General features: G+C 65.1%; 19 protein-coding genes and 1 pseudogene. 8 read left to right on the top strand and 12 right to left on the bottom strand.

Annotated features, from left to right (window positions below):
* Positions 1–3: 3 nt before the first annotated feature.
* From ACV7NQ_RS06800 to ACV7NQ_RS06790, 3 genes are read right to left on the bottom strand one after another with little or no spacing between them, the layout of a single operon-like run.
* On the bottom strand, positions 4–141 hold the full coding sequence (locus ACV7NQ_RS06800; RefSeq protein WP_463358841.1) for a hypothetical protein: 138 nt from the start codon (positions 139–141) through the stop codon (positions 4–6).
* A gap of 3 nt (positions 142–144) precedes the next feature.
* Entirely contained in the window at positions 145–444 is a 300-nt protein-coding gene (locus tag ACV7NQ_RS06795) for a WXG100 family type VII secretion target (RefSeq protein WP_463358840.1), read from the bottom strand.
* Positions 441–872 carry an ESX-1 secretion-associated protein gene (locus ACV7NQ_RS06790; protein ID WP_463358839.1) on the bottom strand — a complete coding sequence of 144 codons (432 nt, stop codon included), beginning with the start codon at positions 870–872 and terminating at the stop codon, positions 441–443. The genes ACV7NQ_RS06795 and ACV7NQ_RS06790 overlap by 4 nt, the downstream gene beginning before the upstream one ends.
* Before the next feature lie 625 nt (positions 873–1,497).
* Here ACV7NQ_RS06790 and ACV7NQ_RS06785 point away from each other — a divergent pair.
* A complete protein-coding gene (locus tag ACV7NQ_RS06785; protein WP_463358838.1) occupies positions 1,498–2,013 on the top strand; it encodes a transposase in 516 nt (171 codons plus the stop codon).
* A gap of 1,164 nt (positions 2,014–3,177) precedes the next feature.
* Here the strand turns inward: ACV7NQ_RS06785 and ACV7NQ_RS06780 are convergent.
* The 3 genes from ACV7NQ_RS06780 to ACV7NQ_RS06770 form a co-directional block, all read right to left on the bottom strand.
* The gene (locus ACV7NQ_RS06780) at positions 3,178–4,731 is read right to left on the bottom strand and encodes an acyl-CoA carboxylase subunit beta (protein ID WP_463358837.1); all 1,554 of its coding nucleotides are present in this window, start codon (positions 4,729–4,731) and stop codon (positions 3,178–3,180) included.
* 292 nt (positions 4,732–5,023) lie between these two features.
* Positions 5,024–6,424, bottom strand: coding sequence for an IS1380 family transposase (locus ACV7NQ_RS06775; RefSeq protein WP_463358836.1), 1,401 nt, complete (start codon positions 6,422–6,424; stop codon positions 5,024–5,026).
* A 434-nt stretch (positions 6,425–6,858) separates the two neighbouring features.
* On the bottom strand, positions 6,859–7,368 hold the full coding sequence (locus ACV7NQ_RS06770) for a DUF2637 domain-containing protein (protein WP_463358835.1): 510 nt from the start codon (positions 7,366–7,368) through the stop codon (positions 6,859–6,861).
* A gap of 588 nt (positions 7,369–7,956) precedes the next feature.
* Between ACV7NQ_RS06770 and ACV7NQ_RS06765 the strand changes: the two genes are divergently transcribed.
* Positions 7,957–9,132, top strand: coding sequence for a lipase family protein (locus ACV7NQ_RS06765; protein WP_463358834.1), 1,176 nt, complete (start codon positions 7,957–7,959; stop codon positions 9,130–9,132).
* A 93-nt stretch (positions 9,133–9,225) separates the two neighbouring features.
* Positions 9,226–9,591 carry a hypothetical protein gene (locus tag ACV7NQ_RS06760; RefSeq protein WP_463358833.1) on the top strand — a complete coding sequence of 122 codons (366 nt, stop codon included), beginning with the start codon at positions 9,226–9,228 and terminating at the stop codon, positions 9,589–9,591.
* A gap of 62 nt (positions 9,592–9,653) precedes the next feature.
* On the opposite strand, the gene ACV7NQ_RS06755 is transcribed toward ACV7NQ_RS06760, so the two are convergent.
* Entirely contained in the window at positions 9,654–10,163 is a 510-nt protein-coding gene (locus ACV7NQ_RS06755) for a transposase (RefSeq protein ID WP_463358832.1), read from the bottom strand.
* A 264-nt stretch (positions 10,164–10,427) separates the two neighbouring features.
* Here ACV7NQ_RS06755 and ACV7NQ_RS06750 point away from each other — a divergent pair, with 264 nt between their 5' ends.
* Together ACV7NQ_RS06750 and ACV7NQ_RS06745 are read left to right on the top strand one after the other, a co-directional pair.
* Positions 10,428–10,703, top strand: coding sequence for a hypothetical protein (locus ACV7NQ_RS06750; RefSeq protein ID WP_463358831.1), 276 nt, complete (start codon positions 10,428–10,430; stop codon positions 10,701–10,703).
* A 288-nt stretch (positions 10,704–10,991) separates the two neighbouring features.
* The gene (locus tag ACV7NQ_RS06745; RefSeq protein ID WP_463358830.1) at positions 10,992–11,855 is read left to right on the top strand and encodes an LLM class F420-dependent oxidoreductase; all 864 of its coding nucleotides are present in this window, start codon (positions 10,992–10,994) and stop codon (positions 11,853–11,855) included.
* Between the two features lie 239 nt (positions 11,856–12,094).
* Here the strand turns inward: ACV7NQ_RS06745 and ACV7NQ_RS06740 are convergent.
* Positions 12,095–12,430, bottom strand: a pseudogene (locus tag ACV7NQ_RS06740) (transposase); the annotation flags it as partial.
* A 241-nt stretch (positions 12,431–12,671) separates the two neighbouring features.
* Here ACV7NQ_RS06740 and ACV7NQ_RS06735 point away from each other — a divergent pair.
* Positions 12,672–13,751 carry an ADP-ribosylglycohydrolase family protein gene (locus ACV7NQ_RS06735; protein ID WP_463358829.1) on the top strand — a complete coding sequence of 360 codons (1,080 nt, stop codon included), beginning with the start codon at positions 12,672–12,674 and terminating at the stop codon, positions 13,749–13,751.
* An 845-nt stretch (positions 13,752–14,596) separates the two neighbouring features.
* Here ACV7NQ_RS06735 and ACV7NQ_RS06730 read toward each other — a convergent pair.
* Positions 14,597–16,939: a TOTE conflict system archaeo-eukaryotic primase domain-containing protein gene (locus ACV7NQ_RS06730; RefSeq protein ID WP_463365562.1), complete on the bottom strand. Its 2,343-nt coding sequence runs from the start codon at positions 16,937–16,939 to the stop codon at positions 14,597–14,599.
* Between the two features lie 278 nt (positions 16,940–17,217).
* The gene (locus tag ACV7NQ_RS06725) at positions 17,218–17,874 is read right to left on the bottom strand and encodes a hypothetical protein (protein ID WP_463358828.1); all 657 of its coding nucleotides are present in this window, start codon (positions 17,872–17,874) and stop codon (positions 17,218–17,220) included.
* A 395-nt stretch (positions 17,875–18,269) separates the two neighbouring features.
* On the opposite strand from ACV7NQ_RS06725, the gene ACV7NQ_RS06720 reads away from it, so the two are divergent.
* Positions 18,270–18,719, top strand: a complete 450-nt coding sequence (locus ACV7NQ_RS06720; protein WP_463358827.1) for a GlcG/HbpS family heme-binding protein — start codon at positions 18,270–18,272, stop codon at positions 18,717–18,719.
* A gap of 92 nt (positions 18,720–18,811) precedes the next feature.
* Here the strand turns inward: ACV7NQ_RS06720 and ACV7NQ_RS06715 are convergent, their stop codons facing one another.
* Complete coding sequence (locus tag ACV7NQ_RS06715) at positions 18,812–21,379, bottom strand: serine/threonine-protein kinase (protein WP_463358826.1); 2,568 nt, start codon at positions 21,377–21,379, stop codon at positions 18,812–18,814.
* Between the two features lie 643 nt (positions 21,380–22,022).
* Between ACV7NQ_RS06715 and ACV7NQ_RS06710 the strand changes: the two genes are divergently transcribed.
* Positions 22,023–22,802: an N-acetylmuramoyl-L-alanine amidase gene (locus tag ACV7NQ_RS06710; RefSeq protein ID WP_463358825.1), complete on the top strand. Its 780-nt coding sequence runs from the start codon at positions 22,023–22,025 to the stop codon at positions 22,800–22,802.
* A gap of 28 nt (positions 22,803–22,830) precedes the next feature.
* Here ACV7NQ_RS06710 and ACV7NQ_RS06705 read toward each other — a convergent pair whose 3' ends face one another.
* Positions 22,831–23,703 carry a LysR family transcriptional regulator ArgP gene (locus ACV7NQ_RS06705; protein WP_463358824.1) on the bottom strand — a complete coding sequence of 291 codons (873 nt, stop codon included), beginning with the start codon at positions 23,701–23,703 and terminating at the stop codon, positions 22,831–22,833.
* Positions 23,704–23,771 lie beyond the last annotated feature (68 nt).

The following is a 23,771-nucleotide window of genomic DNA, read 5'->3' as shown; positions in this document are numbered from 1 at the left end:
TAATTACCGCAGCTCACCGGCTTGCAGACCGACAACGCCGGAGCCCTGATCGTGTACCGGCTTGTCGGCGCGGTGCAACTCGGCGGCGAGGTCATGGCATTTCTTGGCTGCGTCGTAGTAGGTTTCCCAGTTGACAAGCACTGCTCACCCCCCTTTGAGCATCTTTAGATTCACTTCGATCGCCCGGCTGTAGCTTGTGTGAGCTTTGCGGGCGGCGTCACTCATGTCCTGGATGCCCTCGGTGAATTCCCTTGCACCCGTAGCCCATTCACGGTGTGCATCGGAATAAGCTTGGGCAGCAACACTTTCCCAGCCAGTATTTGTGAGTGTGGCTACCTTGTCGTCTATCTCGTCAAGGTGCTCGGAGATGAAGCCGGCCAGCCCCGTTAGCCTTGCCACGATCTCGTCGAGATGGTCAAGATCAACCTGAAATTCTGAACTCACGGTAGGTCCAAACTGGAGGTATTCAGCCCGGAGGCCTTGTTTTCGTCGCGAGCTTGGTAAGTATCGGCGGTGACGCCAAGTTTCTCGGCCATTTCCGAAAGTGCGGCGATGATCTGACCGCCGCCGTCTCGGACGTCGGTCCAGCCGTCGGCGAATTTGGTTGCCAAGTCGCCAGTCCACGTTCCGTTGGCCAGCGTATCGACGTCCTTAGCAGCAGAATCCAAGGCGGTGCGTAGCGTCTCGGCCAGTTCGTAGACGTACTTGCCGACTTCACGCACCTTCTCGGGAACCACCGAGAGGTGCTGTCCAGAGGCTGGAATCCCCCCATCACTCATGGAGATCGACGCTACCGGACACGAGGCTGCCGCGGCAACGGCGATCGAACGCTGGCGACTGCGTGAATTGCCAAGGGTGAGTGAGGAGTACATCGTCTGCTTCGATGAAGCCGACTGCTCGCGTGGGTGGAATGGGGTCGTGGATGTCTTCTGCTGCGGACTTCCGCCCGATGGCGGCACCACAAGGTTGCCTTGTCACACGTCGCCGTGAATCGGCCGCCCGATCCTGGCGACGATGTTTTCTGCGAGACGGTAGATCGCATGCGATCCGTCGCGAATTGCTTCGGCCCCTCGGGCATCGACGCCGCTGAGCTCGGCTGCGTTGGCCAGTACCTCGCCAGTCGAGGTACTGGCTCCTGTCGAACTCATTGCAGGCAACGGGGGCAGTACTGGCGATGGCTTCCCGCAGTTCGGCCACTTCGGTCATCCGGCGCCGCGGTGCTGCGGCCATCGCGAGTGATGGAGCTCGTTGTGGATGCGCTGCGAGTGATAGGCGGTGGACTGCTGGGTCCCTGCGTGCCGGTGGCTGTCGCTTCGTGGGAATCGCCCAATTGCATTGTCAGGGTAGCTGGCTGCCGGGCGAGCACGTAGAACTCGGGGCGATCTGCAGATCGATGAACGTCGCCGTCGGCGTCCACCTCGCGAAGCCGAAGCCGAAGCCGGGTCGGGTCGGTGTTCGGTGATGCCGCCTACGGGGCAGGTGGGTTGCTGAAACGGGTTGGACGACAACGGGATTGGTAACTGGATCAAGGTGCAGCCCTCGCCGTCGGTGAAGGGCCATTTCCCCAAGGATCGCTTCATCATCGACCTGGACGCGCGGACGGTGAGGTGCCCGGCCGGGGTCACCGCGGCGATCGGCGCCCGTACTGGGCGTGCCACCGGTACTGCCTGTTTCGGTGTCGCCTGCACCGAGTGCCCGCTGCGGGCCCAGTGCACCAGTGCGGCCGGTGGCCGCACGATCAAGGTCGGCGCTTTCGAGAAATACCTGGTCACCGGCCGTGAGCGTCAGCATGACCGGGTCTGGAGGGCCGAGTACCGCTCGACCCGGCCCAAGGTGGAACGCAAGATCGGCCACCTGATGCGCCGCCGCCACGGCGGACGCCGCGCCCGCATCCGCGGGCAAGTCAAGATCGGCGCCGATTTCGGTCTTCTCGCTGCCGCAGTCAACCTCGCCCGCCTCGCCGTCCTCGGGATCAGCCACACCACCGGCGGCTGGACCACCGCCAGCGTCTGATACCCATTCACCAAGCCGTCATGACCGACCAGGACACCCCGAACATCGACGGACACACCCGGATTCGGTCGGCCACCGACACACGCCCCCACACCGGCCAGCTGAAGAGCGCGCACCGGCCAGACCTCGTCACCACCGGAACATGCCCGTTCAACACCAGTCACCTAGCAGCAAGGTGGTCCCACAACGGTGGCAAACGACAAGCATCGAGAGTGACAACCTCAAAACCGCTCCACCGACAAGAATCTCCGCATCCGCGGTCAATACCGTCTCGGCTGCTGACGAGCACGGCCGACGACACATCTGACGACAATGGAGCATCACCACACCATCGCCACCGCGGTGACCAAGGCTCAGTTTTCCCGGATCGGGTAACTCGCCCGTGCCTGGCAGTGTGGTGACGGGCTCCGCGTGCCTCAACGGAATCGAACTACTCGCCAGGAAGTCTCCACTATGTGGGCAGTCGTCGCGGTTGCGTGCAGTTGTCCTAGGTTGCTCAAGACAGTTCGTCGTGCGTGTATCGCATTGGGCAACAATGACTTTGACGTAGTTCTGGATTGTCTTGGGTCGCCTGTGATAGCCCGCAGTTCTGCTAGTCGGCAGGTTTCTGGTTCGAGTCCAGATGGGGGAGCTGTGACCAGGGCGAACGCATCAGTTCGACCCTGGTTTTATCCGTTTCAGGGGTCGAACGACACGGAAACGATACGTTTTCAGCCCGCGAGGCTTCCCAAGGCCGCAGTGAAGTCGGTCGCTTCGGTGGGTTGGTCGATGTAGTGGCGTTTGGTGATGGAGTCGTTGACGTGGCCGAGTTGCTGGGCCGCGGCCTAGGGTTTGAATGCGGCGGTGGCTGAACGGCCCCTTCCACGCTGATCCCGTACAACCCCTGCCTGGGAATCCGGCTGCCCCGCCACCGAGTTGTGCATGCTTAGCGGCGGGCACCGTGACCACGCCCGCCCGCGGTTACGCGCGGCGCTGGGCCCGAAACCTGTTGAACGCAACGGAAACCGCTTCCTCCTGTGTATTCGGAGAAGGTGATCGAGGCGTTGCGGAAGGGGTGGGCGGTGCTCCTGCCGCGCACCGGGCGTGGGTGGTCGTTCGACCCGGACTTCATGGCCACGATGGATCATGCTGTCACTGGCAGGACGGATGAGCGGTTCGGGAAGATCACATCGGGTACACCGGGTGTTTGCGCGGGTTGAACTCCGGCTTGACCGGCGGCTTGTCGCGCAACAGGCGCAGTGCGCGCCGGATCTCCAGACGGGTGTGCGCCGGTTCGATGACCGCGTCGATGTAGCCGCGTTCGGCGGCGATCCACGGGGTGGCGATCGTCTCGTTGTACTGGTTGATCATGAACTCGCGCGCCGCTGCCCGATGCTCCTCCGGCACCGCCGCCAATTGCCGCTTGCCGATGAGGTCGACCGCGCTGTCGGCGCCGATCACCGCGATCCGGGCCGTCGGCCAGGCGAAACTGATATCGGCACCCACCTGCCGGGCTGCCATCATGCCGTAGGCGCCACCGTAGGACTTGCGCACGACCAGGTTGATGATCGGGACCGTCGCCTCGATGATCGCGCGCGGGACCCGGCCGCCGCGGATGATCACACCATTGGCTTCCTGCTCGAGGCCCGGCAGCACGCCCGGGGTGTCGGCGACGAACACCAGCGGGATATTGAACGCGTCGCATAGCCGGATGAAGTAGGTCGACTTGTCCGAGCAGGCGGCGTCGATGGAACCACCCAACACCAACGGCTGGTTGGCGATCACACCGACCGGATATCCGTCGACCCGGGCAAACCCGGTGATCAGATTCGGGGCGAACGCGGCGCGGATCTCGTGAAATTCACCGTCGTCAAAGATTCGTAGCAGGATCTCATGCATGTCATAACCGGCGCGATCGGAATCCGGGATGATCGTATCGAGCTCCCGATCGGCAGCAGTGATCTCCGGCTCCAGACCGGGGTTCACGATCGGCGGCTGCTCGAGACAGCTCGTCGGCATGTAGCTCAGGTAGTTGCGGGCCCAGTCGTAGGCTTGCTGCTCGGTGTCGGCCACGTGATGCAGGGTGCCGCGTTTGGCCTGTACCTCGGCGCCACCGAGCTCCTCGGCGGTGATGTCCTCACCGTTGACGGCTTTGATCACCTCCGGCCCAGTGACAAACATGTAGGAATCCCTGGTGCCGATGAGCACGTCGGTGTTGATCGGCCCGTACACCGAACCTGCGGCGCACTTGCCGAGAATGATCGACACCTGCGGCACATACCCGGACAGTTTCTCCAACACCCGGGAAATATCACCGAACGAAGCGATCGAACCCACCGCGTCCTGGATACGCGCACCGCCGGAATCATTGATCGTCACCACCGGGCACGCGTTGTCGAACGCGAATTGCAGCGCCCGCATGAACTTGCGGGCGGACGTGATACCGACCGACCCGCCGTACACGGTCTGATCGTGGGCGATCACCACCACCGGACGGCCCCCGATCAGCCCGCGACCGGTGACCAGCCCGTCACCGTAGAGAGCATCCGGTTGGCCGGGCTGACGAGCCAACGCACCGGTCTCGATGAACGTCCCGCGGTCGAGCAGCATGTCCACACGCTGGCGAACGCTCGGAACGTCCTTCTTCTCCCGCTTGGCGACACCGGCCTCACCTGCCGGTTCCGCAGCGATCGTCAGGATCTTGACCAGTTCATCGATCTTCGCCTGGGTACCTGCCACGCTCGCTGCCACCTTCCAAACCAACTGTTGTGCCGTCGCGACGTTAAGCGGTATCGACACGGAACGTGTCATTGAAGCGAATATACGGGATAAACCACAGTCGAGGCCGGAGCACACACCTCGATTTTTCGTGGGGGTGCGGGTTGGTGTTCGCCGGGCGGCGATGGCCGCTTCGGCGGGTGTGGGGACGGCCGGGGTCGCCGCGTGTCGCCTGCGGTGACGCCCGGTTTCCACGGTTCCGGGTGGGTGTTCTCCTGCTCCTTCCTGGGGTTGCTGGGTCAGGTTCTGGTGGTCAGGTGATGGCTTTCACCCTGGTGAACGCGTTAGCGAGTTGTGTTGCCCCTGGCCAGGTTTCGGGGATGCGGATGATGGTTTTGCGGGCGTGTCGCACGAGTCGGGCGGCGGTGTGGGGCAGGTGGTAGCGCAGGGTTTTCGGTTCCGCTGCTGCGAGTAGTCCGTCGAGGAGTAGCAGCCGGGTCCAGGCCAGCAGGTCGACCGCGATCGCGACCGCGGTCAGCCAGCCGGCGTTGATCGCCGCGGAGGCCGACGGCCATTTCGCGAAACCGGTCGCTTTGGCACAGCGGATGAACCCTTCCACCCTGGCGTGAACTCTGTGACGGGCCTCGAGGCGTTGGGGCACACCACCTTTGGTGTTGGTCGCGAACGGCTGATACCGGTAGCCGTTGTGCTGTTCGAATAGCGTCAACTGGGTACCGGATTCGATCTTCTCCCGCCGCACCAGCACCCGCATGTCTTTCGGCCAGCCTTTCAACCAGTCACCGCCGGGGTCTTCGCGCAGCAGTCCGGTGAGTTCGGCGACCTGGGCGTCATCGCGGGGATCGCCGCCCGGTTTCAACGCGGCCTCCCATGCCGTTTCGGGCAGCAGCGCCAGCGCGGATCGGACGCGGGCGTCGAAGTCGAACCCGACCGAGTACTCCACGACCAGGTCTTCACGCTGGTTCAACGCGGTGAGGTGGTCGATGACCTCGTGGGACAAGCCAGCGCCGTCGATGGTGAACAGCAGGTGTTTGCGGTGCTTGTGAGGGATGGCGGCGACCGAGTCGTCGATGACTTCGATGTGGTCGGCGGCGGTATTACTGCCCGCGTTCCCGGGTCTGGGTTTCAAGACCAGGTTGTCGCCGGTGTTGTCGCACCAGGAGGTCAGCGAGTGGTGGCCGTAGGTGTGTTTGAAGGTGCCGGCCGCGTCTTGTTTATCGGAGTGGCTGATGGTGATCGAGGCGTCGATGCGGATTCCGATCACGCCATCGATGTCGCCGTAGGCGGTGCGGATCGGTGGGATCGCGCCGTGGCGGGCGACGATGAGGTCCCACACTTTGGCGCGGGTTTTGTTACGCACCACCGTGATTCGCTTCAACTCGGTGTCGCTGATCTCGCCGAGGGCCCGCCAGTACGTGACCGGTGCCGCGAGGGGGCCGAACAAGCGTTGCTGGTCGGACAGGGCGCGGATATCGCTGAGGTGTTCGGCGCCGTCAGCGACGGCCACCGACATATCCCGCAGCATCGCCCCGCGATCGTGCACCAGGCCGTCGCGATTCAACACTTCCGACAACTCACTGGTCAGTCCGGTGTTGTCGGCAAGCATGCGGGTCAGCACGCATCCGGCGTGGGACACGACGTCGTCGCCGCGGACCTCCACGGCGAGGTTACGGGACCATTCTGCGGTAGCCTGCATCTGATTGGTGCGCCTGTCCTCGTCGGAATCGTTGTCTCAGCAACTCCGATTCTCGTTGAGACAGCGCACCTTTCGCTATCTAGAGACCAAATAGCAACCAACCCAGATGAACTATTGAGGCACATCACATCCCACCCAACAAGTTCGAACACAGTCAGAGGTATGCCTATCGCTGACCACCTCGAGAGAGTCGTTCGAGCGGCGGCAGGATGCCACCCCGCCGGCCAACCTCTCTTATCGCAGGCTGCCAACCCGATGCCGCACACATGAGCCAGTCGGCCAGCCGATATCGGCGCGGCCGTGCCGGTGCGGACGATGCGGTCTATGAACGTCGTGCACCTGGTAGCCCAGGTTGTGTTGCATGAGGTAGCGCGGTTGCGCGTCCAGGCCATCGACCAAGATGGCGCGGTCGGGAAGATCTCTTCAGGTTGTGATCAGTGGGCGGCGGCCATGACGAGATCGCGGTAGGGCAGGCCGACGACGGGGTGATCGGCTATGCCGAGTTCGGCTTCATCCTCTCCGAGGTGGATGGTTGCGGCGTCCGTGTCGGCGGCGTCGATGCACTCGTCGGAACCGGGCTGTGCGGGCTTTTGTGCACGGCCCTGCGAGTGGGCGAGCGCGAGCAACGCCACGGTGGCTTGGGTCATCGAGCCTTCGATGATCAGTGGCCACAGCCATGCTTCGCTGTCGGGGACTCCAGCGAGCAGAGCCAGTGCGCGCAGGGCAGTGAACGACAGCTTGAAGGCGGCGGCCGCGATCAGCAGGGTCATGACGGTGGCGATTGCGCGGGTGAGGCTCGCGGTGAAGTGCGCGTGGACAAGGACGGCGACGCCGTGCACCGCGGCGAGCAGGGCGACCGGCGGCACGATGGGCACCGCAGCTGCGATCGCCGGCAGGGCGGGCGCGTGCAGGACCGCATGGGTGGCGTTGCCTGTGACGCTCACCGTCGCGGCGGTGATGAGGACGCATCAGAAGAAGGTATGTGCTCTCGGCTGTCCGTCGCCCGTTGCGGGAGGTGGTGGGGAGCACGCAGGTTCGAGGGTCCTATGGGATAACCCTGGTGTAGTCGAGAATTCGCGAGTGGGGCCCAGCCGCCGACACCGCCGTTGAGCGCGGACCATGTCCGATGTGGCCCGATCGACAATCACCGCTCGCCCGGCATGATGTGGGTGCGATCAGTCCCTGCGCCGCTGTGCTTTGCCTCACCTCGACCGAAGAGAACCTCCCGCATTCCACCGTTATTCAATTCGATCGATGATGTGAGAAATCAGACAGTACCGATCAGTTTTGTTGCCCGATCGACTGTCTGTCGGATAGCCCCTCAATTGTTCCGGCGTACCGTTTCCATAGATATGGATTCCACTGATTTTGATTTCTTTCATTGTTTGAAACGACTCGTCGAAGCCCGGCAGGTTCGACTGCAGACGGCTCACCGGTCGCGTCGGGCTGCACCGTGGAGGTACCAATCGAGCATGCGTCCGATATCACGAGCCGGTATACTCGCGACCGTAGTGGCAGCGATACTTTTCTCGGTGAACATCCCCGCGATCGCGGACAACGACCTGGCCGGTCCAGCGCATACCGAGATCGATGAGGCACAGTTTCTGCCCGATCCGACCGGAGACCCCTATCTCGATCAGAAATTCCCTGTGACGAATGCGATGCCGAACGGCACCATTCTTTCGTCTCGTCCGATCAATGCCGATATCAGTGTCCCGCTTCCCGGTGGCGGTGGCGGTGGCGGCGACGTCCGGGCGTGGCAGGCGTGGTACAAGACCACCGCGGGCGACGGCTCCCCGTCTGCCACCATCGTCACCGTGCTGAAGCCGGCGCGCTGGAACGGTGGGATCATCGCCAACAACTTCGCGATCGACGGTCTCGGCACGAGGTGTAATCCGTCCTATCAGATGACCCACGGCGACTTCACCGAGATTCCTCCGGTCGGCCCAACCCTGCTGAGCCGTGGATACGCCCTGGTGATCAGCAATTACGAGGGCCCGCGGATGGCCTACGCACACGGCCCGACCGAGGGGCGCGCCGTCCTGGACGGAATTCGCGCGGCACTGCGTCTGCCGGCTGCGAATCTGTCGGGCCCGGTTGCGTTGCTGGGCTACAGCGGCGGCGGGATCGCCACGGTGTGGGCGGCGCAACTCGCGCCGACCTACGCACCGGACCTGCATCTGATCGGCGCCGCGCCCGGCGGCGCGCCGACCGACCTGGACCAGCTGCGGCCGCCGATGGACGGAAAATTCGGCGCCAGTGGCTTCTATCTGTTCGGCGCGCTCGGCCTGGCGCGTGCCACCCCCGGCGGGCTACAGCAGCTGAACCCGATCGGCGCCGAGCTGGCCAGGCAATTCAGGAATTCTTGTGTATATGTGGCTATGGCGGCGGGCGTCGTACCCATAAAACTGACTGCCCTTACCGACGGCTCGCTCTACAAAACCGATCTCGCCGACCGGATCTTCCAGGACACCACGCCAGGACAATTGACACCGAACATCCCGATTTTCTTCTGGCACGGCGCGGAGGACGAATTCATACCGATCAGCGGCGTCGAGAAACTCTCCGCCGAATGGGCGGCCAGAGGCGTGAACAGCACGGTCGACGTTCTACACTGCGGCGAGCATGTGACCTGCGCCATGGCGCCCGAGGGCATGCAGGCCATCGACCGATGGATGGCCGCGGCCGGTATCTCTACGACCCGATAGCGCAGCGCGGCGCAGCCTCTGGACCTCCTCTGGACCGCATGACATCGCGGGCATGGGCGGTGTGCGCGCCGTGGCGTGCGGGGAGGGGCCACGATGGCCACAGTCGACGACAGCACGCAGCCGGGCAGGGCACGCCGTTCAGCGCCGAGGCTGCCCTGCACGCCCGCAGGATCGCAGCCCGCAGGCGACGGCTGGCCTGACCAGCCCCGCGCGCTGGAGGAGCTGCTGGCCCGCTGGGACCAGGGCATCGTCGCAGGGCGCCGCGAGCGCAGGATGGCAGTCCGGCTGGCCGCGCTGCCCGCAGTCCGCGGGGCCTACCCGGGACCGCTGCCCGGCGGCGGGAACCCGGAGGCCGGGGGCGAGCCCGGGCCAGGGCACCAGCCCGGCGACGGCGCAGGGCCGCCAGCCGCAGGCGGGGATGACGATGACCCGGCCGAGATCTTCGACGAGCCCTGCTGACCAACCATCTCCGCCTTGTCACCTGTTCGTTGGCGACATTGTCCCTGACGAACAGGGCCCGGTCAGCAGTCCATGACCGCGAATGGCTCGAGATAACGATCGCCGACCTTCTTGCCGTTGTCCCATCCACGCGATCGGGTGGGCACGGTGTCGGCGCCGCGCACCGATTGGGAGTCGATGATCGCCGCCGTCGGTGTGGATTTGCGGCCCGCGCGGATCCGAACCCGGTCGCGCAGTATGTCGTTGATCTGTTGCCACACACCGGCTTTCGTCCATCGACGGAAGGCGTCGTACACCGTTGTTGGGGGCGGTAAGTCGTTGGGCAGCGCCCGCCAGGCGATCCCGCCGCGCACCACGTAGAACATGGCGTCCAGGACGAGGCGGCGGGGATGTTTCTCTGCGCGTCCGCCCTTGCCGCCGGTGTTGCCCGCCGGCGGGAGCAACGGCTCGAGCAGTGCCCACTGCTCATCGCTGCAGGAAGACGGGTATGCCGGGCACGGCTGGACCTGAGTGGGCGACTCGTCGCTGTGGGACGGGCATGACGAACACAGGCAGGTAGGCAATACTGGCACACGAACTCCTGGCGATCTCCGGTCTTCGACAACCGCTGACTACCAGGAGTTCTTCATGTTCAGGGTGCGCCACGCCAGACATGAAATCACTTTGGCTACAAGTGAATTCGACACCCGCTTCTAACCTTGCCATCCGCAGCCCGACACGACCGCCACGGTCGGTTCCCGACCACCGGCATCAGATCCACCGAGTTTCCGGATGCTCACTCAGACACGTTCTGAGCTTGAAGTCGAAAGCTCGACGTCAACGGCGATGAGGCCTACGTGCAGCATTGCCATCGTGCTCGCCTCACCCGCGCCACCGTCTACACCGCAACCGGTCACCCCCACACCATCGAGCACACCGCCGCGCACCCCCTCTCCACCGTCCGCATCGGCGCGCCCGGCCCCGCCCAACAGCGTGACACATTCGCAGATGTCGAAACCCTGCGGAATACCGTCTCGCCCCGCACGGCACGGAGCACGGGCTCAGCCACGCACACGGGTTGTGAGGATTTCCAGGGTCCGGAACGCGGGATGCGGCGCCGCGATTGGGGCTAGCTTTGTTCCGGCGGGGTATCCGGCGCCGTCGAACCCGGCAGCGCGCCCGGCGCGGACGCACCCGTTCACCGGCTGGCGCGACCCACCGGGGCCGGGCCACCCCCACCGCGCCAGAATCCCGACACCACTAGCCGGACAACCGATTTCACCCGCTGCCAAACGGACTCGACCCGGACTGGAGCCCGGTGCTTGATGCCGGTCCGGCGGTGGGAACCGGCCCGAGGGATAAGGTAGGGAGCCGAAGGTTACGCCCGCTGTCAGCCGTTCGATACGGAGAAAAGAGGCGTCATGGAGCTGAGTCTGCACTATTGGAACTTCTCGACTCCGGCGGATCCGGCGCGGATCGCGGTCACGCTGGGGGCGTGCGCGCGGATCGCGGAACAGGCCGGGTTCGTCGAATTCAGCGTGATGGACCACTACTTCCAGATGGAGCTCCGGGGCACCGCCGACGAGCCGATGCTCGAGGCGTACACCGCCCTGGGGTATGTGGCGGGCCAGACCGCGCGGATGCGGCTGGCTGTGCTGGTGACCGGTGTGATGTACCGGCATCCGGGGCTGCTTGCCAAGATCGTGACCACCCTTGACGTGTTGTCCGGCGGGCGTGCACAGCTGGGCATCGGCGCGTCCTGGTACGAACGCGAGCAGATCGGTCTCGGCGTGCCGGTGGTGCCGGTGGCCGAGCGGTTCGAGCGGTTGGAGGAGACGCTGCAGATCTGCCTGCAGATGTGGAGCCACGACAACGGCCCGTACCGGGGTAGGCACTACCAGCTGGCCGAGACGCTGTGCATGCCCGCGCCGCTGACCCGGCCGCGGCCGCCGATCCTCATCGGCGGTAGCGGAGAGCGCAAGACGTTGCTGCTGGTGGCGCGCTACGGCGATGCCTGCAACCTGTTCGCATCCAGTGTCGACGAGGTGGCCCACAAGCTCGACGTGCTGCGTTCGCACTGCGAGGCCGAGGGCCGCGACTACGACGCCATCCGCAAGACCGCCCTCTACGTCGGGTCCGTCCTCGACGATCCGGACGCGTTCGTGAAGGACGCGGAACGGTATGCGGCGCTGGGGATCACGCTGTTCGATGTGATGCCGGACCGGGATCCGGTCGAGTACACCGAACGGGTCGCGGAGCTGGTGCCGCGACTAGCCTCGCTGTAGACCGGACCACCGCCGGTACAACCACCGCCGGTGACAAATATTCAGCGTGGGTAGCTGTGGACGCCGCGCTCACCGTCGTCGCCGGTGAGCGCGGCGTTCGGCATTTTCCGCGATCCGGCTGGTTACCGTCGCTCCGGTATTCCCTTGACGATATACCCCTACGAGGTATATCGCGGTGCGATGGTGCGGTGCGCCATCGCCGCGGACGCCTTTTCGGCGTCGGCTTGGGCTGGCTCGGCGAAGTCGACGACCACTTGTTGTGGCGGTCGAGCGACGCCGCGAAAAAAACGATGCCGATTGCATAATCTCGTTGGCACGCTTAAGTTCTCGGTTCTCAGCGCGCAGCCGCCGCAGCTCCTCGGCGGTGTCAGGCGTCACGCCGGGCCGCTGCCCGGCATCGACCTGCCCCCTTGCTGATCCAGGCTCGCACCGTCTCCAGCCGATCCGATCCCGAGCTTGCCTGCCACCGACGAGATCGCCGCCCACTCCGACTCCTAATCGTCGCGGACCTCGCCGACCATCCGCACCGCCCGCTCACGCAACTCCGGCGGATACCTCTTCAGCGAACCTGACATGGACTCCAACCTTCCTCGAGGAATGAAGTCTCTCGACATACCAGGAGATTCATTCAAAGTGCTGCTGGAGGCTTGGGAGGTGACGTTGTCGGTATGCGGCTGCTCGAACTGCAGGGGCAAGGTGCGCATATGCCCGCGTGGCCAGGGGAGGGGGCACGCGCGTGCCTGCACCGTCGATGCGACTGTGGTTGCGGCTGAGGTGGTGGGCCCGTATAGGCCGGATGCGTAATGATGGTGTCTCGTGGTGGATTACATGATGGTCTTCGACCGGGTCCGGGGTTCTCTGCTGGGTGGGGCGGTCGGTGATGCGCTCGGGTGGCCTATCGAATTCCTGCAGCTGAGGCAGATTCGCGAGCGGTATGGGCCCGAAGGTGTGACGGGATTTCTACCGCAGTACGACGAGGGTGCGCCGCAGCAGATTACCGATGACACTCAGATGACGCTGTTTACCGCGGAGGGGTTGTTGCGGTCGGTGCTGGGCGCTGACCCGGTGCCTGCGCTGCGGCGGGCGTATCTGCGCTGGTTGCAGACTCAGCGACAGGCCGGTCCCGGCCCTCGAATCGATGGCTGGCTGGCAGGTCTGCCGTTTCTGTATGCGGCGCGTGCGCCGGGGAATGCGTGCATGTCCGGGCTGGGTCAGCAGGCGCGGGGATATCTCGCGCCGGGGCCGTTCGGCGCAGCCGGTCCGGTGAATCCGGGGTCGAAGGGATGCGGCACGGTGATGCGGTCGGCGCCGTTCGGATTGGCCGGTGTCGGGCCTGACCTCGCATTCACCACGGCCGCGCGGGGTGCGCAGCTGACCCATGGGCATCCCACGGGATATCTCGCAGCGGGTGCGTTCGCGGCACTGGTCGATCGCATGGTGAGCGGTGTCGAACTGCCGATTGCGTTGCAGCAGACCATTACTCAGCTCGCGGCATTCCCGGCAGGTGCGGAAATAGTGGCGGCACTGACTCGAGCTGTCGAACTGTCCGAGGGTGTGGCGACCGCTGAAAAGGTCGAGCAGGTCGGCGCGGGGTGGATCGCTGAGGAGTGTCTGGCTATCGCGGTGTACTGCGCTCTGTACGCGGCCCGGACCGGCGATACGCGCGGCGCGCTGCTGTTGTCGGTGAACCACTCCGGTGATTCTGATTCCACGGGTGCGGTCGCCGGGAACCTGATCGGCGCCGCCCATGGTGTGTCTGGGCTGCCGATGGATTGGGCATCCGAGGTCGAGGGACGCGACGTGCTGGTCCAGGTCGCCGATGACCTCGTCATGAACTATTTTGTCGGCGACCGGTCCGCACTGGACGCCCGATACCAGTTCGACGAGGGACTGTAAGTGGTCGCTAGCCGTCGGCTCCTGGAACGGATCATGACACCAACACCAGCGGGACCTTCACCGACGTCAATCTGGAGACGCGCCGGCCCCGACCGGCCGGTACCGCCCCGGTCGGGGCGGTTGCGCATCTGCTGGCCACCGCTCATCGAGGAGGGCCGGGACCTGTCCTCGATGAGCGGCATCCTGGCCGACAGACTCCGAATCAGCCTGGCCGGCGCCAACGACAAACTCGCCCAGATCGACCGCCACACATCGGCCGTCGTCGACCTTCCGGCCCCCACATTCGGGTGTGGTGGAGGCGATTACAGGCTGACCGAACCATCCGCGACAGAACCTGTCATGCCTGCGGAGAGCTCGCGTCGGTCCTGGCCGAACGCCACGCCTGTATAGGTGACCACTGGGGTTCAAATAGACGAAAGCTGCTGCAGGGTAACGTGATTAGCGATGTTCCACAGTTCGATCCGACCAATGGTGATCCTGACGAGCACATCATCACCCGGACCGATCTCCAACACCATCGGCTGGGGACCGGGCGCACTTGCGGGCGCCGGAATACGGCCGACCTCGGTCGCTGGGGTGGCGCCGCCGCTCACCCGATACAAGGCGTCGCACGAACCGAAGCGGCGACAGCCCATGCGGCCAACTACGCAAGATGCCTGGCAGCCCGCCGGTGATCAAATGCGCGTCAATGCTCTCAGCCGCGTCGAGTCCGAGAGCGCGATCGACTTCGGCAGGGTTCAGAATCGCAACAGCAACACCCTGCAGGACTCCGCGACACGCTGCAAGCGAGTCCGCAGAAGTCCCAGCTCGGTATTTCGGCCGCGCGGCGGCAGTCCTTGCGGATGTCAGTTCCGAAGTTTGCGTGGGTCGGGAAACCCTAGGGAGGTGTATCCGGGCGCGCGTTTCGGCAGCGAGGATGCGATGACCGGGGTCAGTACGTCGTGGTAGTCATGGACGGTGGCGGCGGTCTTGCCGGGGTGGGGTCGGGTGATGCGTCCGACGTATTGGACGAGGCGGCCTTTGAACGACACTGGAGCTGCGAGGAACAGGGTGTCGAGCGCGGGGCAGTCGAAGCCTTCGCCGATGAACGAGCCTGTGCCCACCAGCATTAGAGGCGACTGGTCGGCTGTGCGAGTCGCAACCTTTTCCGCGAGTGCTTGGCGGTCGCGGACTTTCATGCCACCGCGGAGCACGATGATGTCCTCGCAGCCAGCGGCGGTGAGGCGGTCTGTGAGCGTTTCGACGTGATTCACCCAGGTGGTGAGGACCAGGATGTTGGCGCCAGCGCGGTGCGCGGCCAGTACGTCGGTGACGATCTGCTGCAGACGGCCTTCGTCTGCAATGAGCATTCGGTAGATCTCGGCGATTCCGCCAGGTTGGGTGGGGTCGGCGTCGCCGTCGTAGGCGAACTCGGTTGGGTGCACGTGCAGAACGGGGTGAGGGGCCGGCGCATCACCGTTGATCGGCAGGCTGCCCGGTTCTGGTGCGTCGATGGTGTGGGTTCGTGAGCCGAGCTGGTGGTAGATCAGGTCATCGAGTTGGTCGCGCCGGTATGGGGTGGCGGTGAGACCGAGCCAGTATTTCGCAGGGATCTGATTGAGCACCGCAGTGAAGGCGGAGGCCGCTATGTGGTGGCATTCGTCGACGATGACGAATCCATAGCCGCTGCTGAGCTCCTCGACGTTCGCTCGGCGGGCGAGGGTGGGAAGCAAGGCGATGTCGATGATGCCGGTGGTCTTGGACCGTCCGCCGCCGATCTGCCCGCACTTGACGCCGAGGTGGTCGGCAATTCGGGCCCGCCATTGGTCTGCGAGGGCTTTGCGGTCAACGAGGATAAGCGTCGAGGTGGCGCGCAAAGCGATTGCTGCACAGGCGATGACGGTCTTCCCGGTTCCAGGCGGAGCGACCAACACGCAGGCGTTATCGGTTTCGATGTCGCGTAAAGCGGTGCCCTGTTCGGGCCGTAGCTCCGTTGAACAGGTGAATTGCTGAGGGCTGCCGTCGATCCGGTTGTCGTCGATGTGCAGTGTGCTGCCAGCGGATTCGACGAGGGTCGTCAGCAGCGACAGCAGTCCGCGCGGCAGGATCAGGTCGCCGTCGAGGGTTTCGTCGTAGCTGTGCAGGAATCGTGGTGTGTCCCAGGTGCTTCGGCGGGCGCGCTGGCGGCTGTAGAACTCCGGGTTCGGGATGGACGCGGCGTGTTTGACCGCCGAGATCATGGCGGGGACCAGGTCCGCCGATGTCAGCTGGATGCGGGCTCCGAACGCTGCCCGCACCAAGGCCGCCGGCCGCGGCACGATTTTCGAGGCGGTCGGCAGTTGCAGGCGCCGGACTTCGTGTCCGACTTTCGGGGCCGGGACTGTGGCCGTGAGTGAGGTGATCTGTTTGGACGACAGTCGCGGGATGCTGGACAGGTATGCCCATTGGTCATTGAAGGGTTCGAGGGTGGCCGGATCCAGGAAGAGCGTGGTGCCGTGTTCGCGTCGCGTTCCGTTCAAGGGCGCGGCGATGAGATTGCCCATCCCGCGGCCGGTGTGGGTGTCCTGGGACGGGAAGAGCCGGTCGTAGCTGGACAGGTTCATATTGCCGCGCAATTGGATTGCCTCGGCAAGCAGCCCGGTTGCGATGCGGCGTGCTGACAACGCGGGAGTTGCTTGGGCGAAGAAAATCCACACGTGCGCGCCCCGGCCTGATTGGGAGACCTCGAGGGCGGCGGGAATGTCTTTGGCGCGGGCGGCTTTCAGGTAGGCCAGCGCGTCGAGCATCGCGGTGTCCTTGTCGAAGTCTGCTGCCACCCACCAGCAGGTGTCATCGTCGGCGAGTGGATACAGGCCGACGTGGTGTTTCCCGCGCAAGTGGGTGGCGATGACATCGTTGGTCAGCGGCAAGTAGGGCACCTCGGATCGGGACATCCCTTTGCGCCATCGCCCCTGGATCGCTGGCATCCAGCCCGAGCGGCCATCCTGTCGGTTCTCCCAGCGGATTGCGTAAATATCATGGCGACACCGGAACAATTCGAGGTAGAACCGCACCTTGTCTTCCGGGCTGGAGCGCATGTCGACCGGTGTCCCGGCCGCAGTCTGATCCGGATCGGCTGCGCGCGCTTGTCGTTCGGTGAGGTCGAGTAGCCGGCGCAGCCGGGTGTTGTCCGTGCGCAGGGTCTCCAATTCGCCGGGGTAGTGTTCCACGGCCAACCAGTGTGCCTTGAAAAGGACCGTGTCGTCGACGGCGCGGATTCGGCAACCAGGCGTCGGGCGCGGAACGGGCGTCCTGCGGTCCGCGCTACCGCGTAGACCATTCGGCAGTTTGCTGATTCGTAGCTGAATGCGTGAAAGCTCCGGCGTGTCATTTTGAAACATGCCGGAGGCTGCTTCTTCGAAGAGCGGCGACGACGACGCTCCTATCGCCTCGGGTCACTCGACGAACGACGCGGAAACGACACGCTTTCAGCGGGAATTGACCGGATTCAACAGGATTCGTTGGAATCCCACTGTCTGGCATCCGTGCAGCTCATGGGCAGTTTTGAGAACTGTCGAGAAGTTAGAAACACTGCCGACTCACAATCGGCAGGTTTCTGGCTCGAGTCCAGATTAGGGAGCCGTGACCAGGGCGAACGTATCAGGCCCTGGTTTTTCCGTTTAATGCCCGTGAACGACACGCTTTCAACCCGCGAGCCGGCCCAGCGTGGTCGTGAAATCGGGTGCCTCGGTCGGCTGCTCGATGTAGTGCCGCTTGGTGACGGAGTCGTTCGTGTGGTCCAGTTGTCGGGCGGCTGCTTGCCTTGCTGGTCGGCGATCGGCGATGCGACGATCTTGCGGAAGGTCTTCGGGGTGACCCATGCGGGCTTGTCACCCCGGGCTCGTCGCCACAGCCGGTTGAAGTCATGGGGGTCCCAGAGGCCGCCGTCGCGGTTGCGGAAGATCAGATCCAGCTCGTTGTCGAATTGCCTCGGCTTTGACCCATCGGAGGTGTCGACGACGAACTGGGGGACAACGATGGTCCGGTAGCCGGAGTCGGTCTTGGTCCAGTCCTGGCCGATGAGTCCTGTGCCCTCGAGTCGAACGATGTTGCCGGAGAATGTGATTCGAGGCCGTTGTGCCTCCAGGTCGGCCACCGCGCCCACGGCCGTGGCCGGCCATTTCGACCACGTCCGTTTCGGCGGCTGGGGCCGTCGCGGCGGCGGGGGCTGGGACCCGGGCTGGGGTGGAGGCTGGGGCACCGGTAGCTCTTCAATGACCGTGCGGTGGCTGCGTTACCTGACACAGTCGGTCCGGCAGGACCTGTACGTCTCAAACCCTGGGCTTCCCGGGAGCAGCAGTGATCGAGGAGGGTGTCTCCCTGCGGCACGGCGAAGCCTGACAGGGGCCGCCGTCGCGCCCGCAGGCACACCCACCCTTACTGTCGAACCCCCGCGCACAACCACCCCGGAGGACGCGCGCTGCAAGGAGAGTGAACTATAGAGCTAGCCGACGTAACGTCGGAATCAAATAAAACGACTATTTTGTTTGGAGGCTAGCCATGACGGTGAGACCGGTCACGTCGATCACCCTGGCTCACGCGCGCGTCATCGTTGACGCGGCACTGGAGTACGCACACGGCAACGCCTTTCCCCCGATGACCATCGCGGTGCTGGACACCGCAGGCCAGCTCGTGGCCTTCGTCCGGGACGACGGCTCCAGCCTGCTGCGCGAACGCATCGCCCGAGGTAAAGCCCACGGGGCGTTGAATATGGGGGTCGGCAGCCGCAGCCTGGCCGCACTCGCGTCCGCTCGCCCCGCGTTCGTCGACTCCGTCATCTCACTCGCCGACGGCAATCTCGTGCCCGGCCCCGGCGGGGTGCTCATCCACGACGAGCACGACCACCTCATCGGCGCGGTCGGGGTGAGCGGCCACCTGCCCGATGACGACGAAGTATGCGCGATCCACGGCATCACTGCCGCTGGCCTGCGCGCCGATCCCGGCGTTTGATCCCGGTCCCGTCAACCAGCGGAGCGCACCGCGTTCGACACCGACAATTGACTGCTCGCCCTGCCCGACCATGACTGCTCTCGGCGGCGTCCTCAAACTCGTCGCCGATTTCGGCGACGAGCAATTGAGAGTGAGCTAACAGCCACCCCGGCGGCGGTTCCAGCGTCTACCCGGCGGTCGGAGTTCCGGCTCGGATGGTGCGAAACGCGGCGCGCACCGCTCGGATCGACCACCCGCTCCAGGGCCCGCAGGTCGGCCTCCAGCGCCCGGAACACCATGTACGCGGCCACGAACGCGATGATGCCGCCGACGCAGACCACGCGGACGGCGACGATCACCGCCGGAATATCCATCGGCGGAACGAAAGTCGCGCCGGTCACCGCAAGCAACGGCACGGAAGCGGCGATCGCGAGGTAACCGGTGCACCGCCGGTCCAGCCGACGCATTCGTCGGGCATCCTCGGCGCTGATGTCACCGTGTCGGAGGAACACCGGATAGATGCAGTGCACCACGTAGAACGTCACCAGGAAGAACGGGTACGCCACCGCGATGGCGCCGCACGCTATCAGCGACACCAGGAAGTGCACGACCGCGCTCGCCGGGAGATTGCCGGCCACCAGTTGCAGGGTGATCGGGAAGGTGATGCCGGACAGCAGCCACAGCGCGAACACCACGAACACAATCCGTTCGCTCAGCGCCAGCGCATCGACGCGGGCTCGCTGGAGCGTTTGTGGATCGTAACTTCTGCCCTTCCGCAGTCCCCGCGAAACCGAGATCACATGCCGGGCCAGATAGATGATCACCGCTGCGCCCAGGGGAAAGAAGACCGCATTGATCACCGCGGTGGCGACCGTGAACGTGTGCTGCGCCTCGTCGGTGAGCCGGCTGATGATCAGCGACTGGTTATGATGGATGTTGTACAGCGAGGCAAGGGCATTCGGCAGCGCGATAGCCAGTATCAGCACCGGAATCAGCCACGGCCGCAGTCGCAGTCGCCAACTGTGGGCGGGCGGGTCGACCAGGTCGCGCGCCCGTTCGTCCAGGCACAGCTCCAGCTGTTTGGCCAGTAGCGCGCCGCTGTCCCAGCGCGATTCGCGCTCCGACGCCAGACAGGTCAGCAGCACCCGGCGCAGCGCGGCCGGGCAGTCCGGCGGTACCCGCTCGAGCGCCCCGGCCTCCACCCCGCCGCGCCGGCGCGCCAACATCGCTTCCAACGTGGTCTCGTCGCTGTGGCTGCCCGCGCCGGCGGTACTGTCGTCGAACGGCTTAGCGCCTGTGAGCAACTCCCACAGCACCACGCCCAGTGAGTAGATGTCGGCGCGCGTGTCCAGGTCGGCGGCGTCGCGGTCGTATCCCGGATGGCAGGCCTCCAGCTGTTCCGGCGACATGTACGACAGCGAACCGCCGAAATACGCAACGGGGCTGGTGTCCTCCAGATCTCGGCTGAAACTGATGTTGAAATCGGCCAGCTTCGGCACCGCCTCGGCGGTGAGCAGCACGTTCGCCGGTTTCACATCGCGGTGCAGTACCCCGTGCGCGTCGGCGTAGTCGAGCGCGTCGGCGAGCCGGCGGCCCAGCCATGCGACGGTTTCCGGCCAGCTGAGTTCCGCGATCTCGGCGCGCACGCTGGAATCGGTCGGCCGGATCTCGCCCTTCTCCTCCATCGCGGCGTCGACCGCATCCAGCAGCAGCTGCCCGCTGCGCTCGGACGGCGGTGTGGAACGCACCCAGCGCAGCACGCCGAGTAGGGTGCCACCGGGCAGGAACTGCATGTACAGCAGCCGAAGCCGGCGGGTCGAACCCCCGAGCAGGGTAGCGTCGGCCAGCAGCCGCTGATCGAAGACGCGCACGATGTAGTCGTGGTCGAGCTGGGCGAGGGTCTGCGGTTCCGTGCCGCGGTCGGCGGAGATCTTCACTGCCACCAGGCGCTGTAGGGATCGCTGGCGCGCCAGGAAGACCCGGGCGAACGCGCCGCTGCCCAGTTTCGTCAGCAGATCGAAATCGTCGATCTGCTGGCCGATCTTGATCCGGTCGAGCGCCTCATCGGTCGTCTGCGCGCTGCCGGGGAGTTGGGTGCCGATACCGGTGGTGAGGTCGGCGGTGGTCCGGGTTTCGTCCATGCCGGGGGTTACGTCGACGTCCGCGAGGCGGCGGGGGTGTCCGGCCGGCGTCCGCGTGGAGTCGTCGAATACCGCGCGACGGGTGCTCTGATCCTCGTCGTCCGCGTTGAGCAACTCGCGCAACTCGGCCGCCTGGTAGGGCCATTCGTGCAGACAGGTCTGCGGATCCACGCGCTCGCCGACGTGCCGGCGGATTACGAACTCCTCGTACACCAGGCCGGCCGGTATGTTGTGCTCGTGGAGTTCGGGGAACTCGGCGCTGTATTCGGTCAGCCGCTTGCGCAGTACGGGCCGATTGCCCACAGGCAACGCCTGCGATGTCCGGCGCAGCCAGCGATGCCGCAGATCCACCCGGATCAGTTCGATCAGCGCGGCCACCCGCATGCTCCGCGCATCCGGCAGATATTCGGCAATCTCGGGCGGATCCGCGCTGGCCTTCCACGCAGCGGCGAAGGCGGCCACCGAGCCGTGTTCGATTCCGGTAGTCGGCTGGTCGAAGCCGCTACCGGTGCTGGAACTGGTATCGGAACTGGAGCTCATATCCGTACCCCCTATCGGGCTCGGCACGGATGCCGAGGAATCCGCACCGGTCGGTTGACGGGGCGGAGCGGACAGAATCCGCCGCACCCCACTCCATCATCGAGCAATCGCGGGAGACGATAGCTTGCAGGTCCGCCACGGAGCGGGAAGCCTACGATCGGCGGACATCAGCGTGTCCACCCACAATAAGCATCATGAGACCTTTCAGGTCGAAAAATTCCGGAGAACGAGAAGTTATATGCAACGATTTTCAGGGAAGACGGGTCCGTGGCCGCCTGGTTTTGACCGGCGAAAAAGTGACAGGGCACGGGCCGCTGGTCCGGGGACTAGTGGAGTCCTTGGACAGTCCACGCGCGGGCGCTGAGCGGGATCGCGCCGTCATGCTGTGTAGGCAGCCGTCGACGGAGCAGCTCGCGGATGGCAATCCTGCGCTCCTCGGCCAACGATGCGATGTATCCGGGGGCCGGCCCCGCCCAAGAATGGAACTCGGTAATCGTCGAAGTCGTGGAAGACCGGCAGCAGGACAGCCGACCGATGACAAAGCCGAAATTCAGGCCGCCGACGATGAATTCTTACCGGTTGCCTCGGTTCGTTCTTGTGGCAGTGTGGCGGCGTGGGACTCCGACACTGGAAGATAACTGCCATGGTCTGCGCGTGGGGCATTCTGCTCGGTGCATGTGCGCATGATCCGGTGCGTTCGCAGTCGAGCACGACGACCTCCGGCGGGGCGTCCTCGTCGGCGGCCGGGCCCTCGTCCGCGTCGGTGGTTCCGGTTGCCGATGGACGCGTTGTGGTGCTGGATCCCGGGCACAACGGTGGCAATGCCGGGCACCCGGAGGCGATCAATCAGCCGGTTCCGGATGGGCGGGGCAGAACCAAGCCGTGCAACACCACCGGAACCTCGGCCGACGACGGATACACCGAACACGAGTTCAACTGGGACGTAGCAACATTGGTGCGTGACGCACTCACCGCACGCGGAATCCGTGTCGTGATGACGCGGCCCGACGATGCCGGTGTCGGCCCCTGTGTGGATGAACGCGCCGCCATCGGAAACCGCAGTGGCGCAGCGGCTGTCGTAGCGATCCATGCCGATGGCGCAGCGGCGGGCGCGCACGGTTTCCACGTCGCATACTCGTCCCCGCCGCTGAATGACGCGCAAAGTGAGCCGTCGGTGCGCCTGGCGACGACATTGCGCGACGTCATGGTCCAGTCCGGCTTCGCCACGTCGAGCTACATCGGATCCAACGGGATGAATCCCCGCGCGGACCTGGCGGGCCTCAACCTCTCAGAACGTCCGGTGGCGCTGGTGGAGTGCGGGAACATGCGCGATCCCGGCGATGCCGCGCTGCTCGAATCACCGGACGGGCGTGCGAAATTCGCCGCCGCCATTGCCGGAGCGATCGCCGCGTTTCTCGGGTAGCGCCGCCGCGTTTCTCGGGTAGCGCAGATCAGCGCAGCGCGTCGGCAGCCGCCGCGGCGATCGCTGCGGCGATGCCCCTGAGTGTGGGGGAGTCGAGCCGCCACTGCTGCCAGTACAGCGGGACATCGATGAAGGCGTCGCGGTCGATCGTCACCAAGTGACCCGCGGCCTGATCGCCGCTGGTCTGCAGATCTGGCAGCATGCCCCAACCGAGCCCGAGCCGGACCGCCTCGGCGAAGCCTGCCGAGGACGGGACATAGTGCCGCGGCGGATCGAGCGGCTGTCGACTCCGCTGTCGCAGCTGCCGGTCTTGCAGGTCGTCCTTGCGATCGAACAGCACCACCGGGGCGGCCGCGTAAGCCTTGGCGGTGGCGCCGTCGCCGAACCAGGTCCGTGCGAACCGCGGGCTGGCCATCGGCCGATATCGCATGGCCCCGAGCTTGTCGACCTTGCAACCCTGCACCGGCGCGGCGGTGGAGGTGATCGCCGCCATCACCGTGCCGTCGCGGAGCAGCCGGGTGGTGTGTTCCTCGTCCTCGCGGTGGATCTCGAAGCACACTCCCGGCGGCACCCGGGACAACGCGGGCATCACCCAACTCTCCAGCGAATCGGCGTTGACCGCGATGGGCACCCGGATCTGGGCGGTATCACCCAACTCCCGCACCGTGTCCCCGGCGAGTAGTTCGATCTGTCGAGCCAACCGCAGCACTGCCAGTCCGGATTCGGTGGCGCGCACGGGTTTTGTGCGTTGCAGCAGGATGCGGCCCGCCGAATCCTCCAGCGCCTTGATCCGCTGGCTGATCGCCGAGGGGGTCACGCGCAGGCTGCGGGCGGCGGCATCGAAGGTGCCCTCGGTGACCGCCGCGTTGAGCGCCCGGAGTTGGTCAAGCTGTAGATCCATTAAGAAATCGTAAAGGCCCATCAGAATCTTTAGCTGGTCTTGTGTCTGAAACCCGCCTAACGTCGGCG

This window comes from Nocardia sp. Tas62D01 (genome assembly GCF_055232035.1).
This window is presented reverse-complemented; position numbering and strand designations above follow the sequence as displayed.

What these genes read in the sequence shown, in the direction of transcription:
- ACV7NQ_RS06710 (WP_463358825.1), top strand. Translation starts at nt 22,023, where the DNA reads ATGGTCTGCGCGTGGGGCATTCTGCTCGGTGCATGTGCGCATGATCCG.
- ACV7NQ_RS06720 (WP_463358827.1), top strand. Translation starts at nt 18,270, where the DNA reads ATGACGGTGAGACCGGTCACGTCGATCACCCTGGCTCACGCGCGCGTC.
- ACV7NQ_RS06745 (WP_463358830.1), top strand. Translation starts at nt 10,992, where the DNA reads ATGGAGCTGAGTCTGCACTATTGGAACTTCTCGACTCCGGCGGATCCG.
- ACV7NQ_RS06790 (WP_463358839.1), bottom strand. Translation starts at nt 872, where the DNA reads ATGTACTCCTCACTCACCCTTGGCAATTCACGCAGTCGCCAGCGTTCG.
- ACV7NQ_RS06705 (WP_463358824.1), bottom strand. Translation starts at nt 23,703, where the DNA reads ATGGATCTACAGCTTGACCAACTCCGGGCGCTCAACGCGGCGGTCACC.
- ACV7NQ_RS06715 (WP_463358826.1), bottom strand. Translation starts at nt 21,379, where the DNA reads ATGAGCTCCAGTTCCGATACCAGTTCCAGCACCGGTAGCGGCTTCGAC.
- ACV7NQ_RS06760 (WP_463358833.1), top strand. Translation starts at nt 9,226, where the DNA reads ATGGCCACAGTCGACGACAGCACGCAGCCGGGCAGGGCACGCCGTTCA.
- ACV7NQ_RS06775 (WP_463358836.1), bottom strand. Translation starts at nt 6,424, where the DNA reads ATGCAGGCTACCGCAGAATGGTCCCGTAACCTCGCCGTGGAGGTCCGC.